Annotated in this window: 1 pseudogene; it reads right to left on the bottom strand. The window is 55.6% G+C overall.

Annotated elements, in window-relative coordinates:
• A pseudogene (locus ACH1XZ_RS23270) lies at positions 1-252 on the bottom strand (transketolase); the annotation flags it as partial.

The raw sequence follows: 252 nt of genomic DNA, 5'->3' as shown, positions 1-252 counted from the left end.
TCACCCAGCGGTGCGCCGTGAGAGTCGTGAGTACCCGCTTTGTTTGGTGAACCGAAACCGATAACGGTTTTGCACATCAGCAGGGATGGCTTGTCAGTGACTTTACGCGCTTCTTCTACGGCACGTTTAATCGCTTCTGGATCGTGGCCGTCGATGCCACGGATCACGTGCCAGTGGTAGGCTTCGAAACGTTTAGCGGTGTCATCGGTGAACCAGCCTTCAACGTGGCCGTCGATGGAGATGCCGTTGTCA

Source organism: Kluyvera chengduensis (assembly GCF_044197065.1).
Lineage (GTDB): Bacteria > Pseudomonadota > Gammaproteobacteria > Enterobacterales > Enterobacteriaceae > Kluyvera > Kluyvera ascorbata_C.
This window is presented reverse-complemented; position numbering and strand designations above follow the sequence as displayed.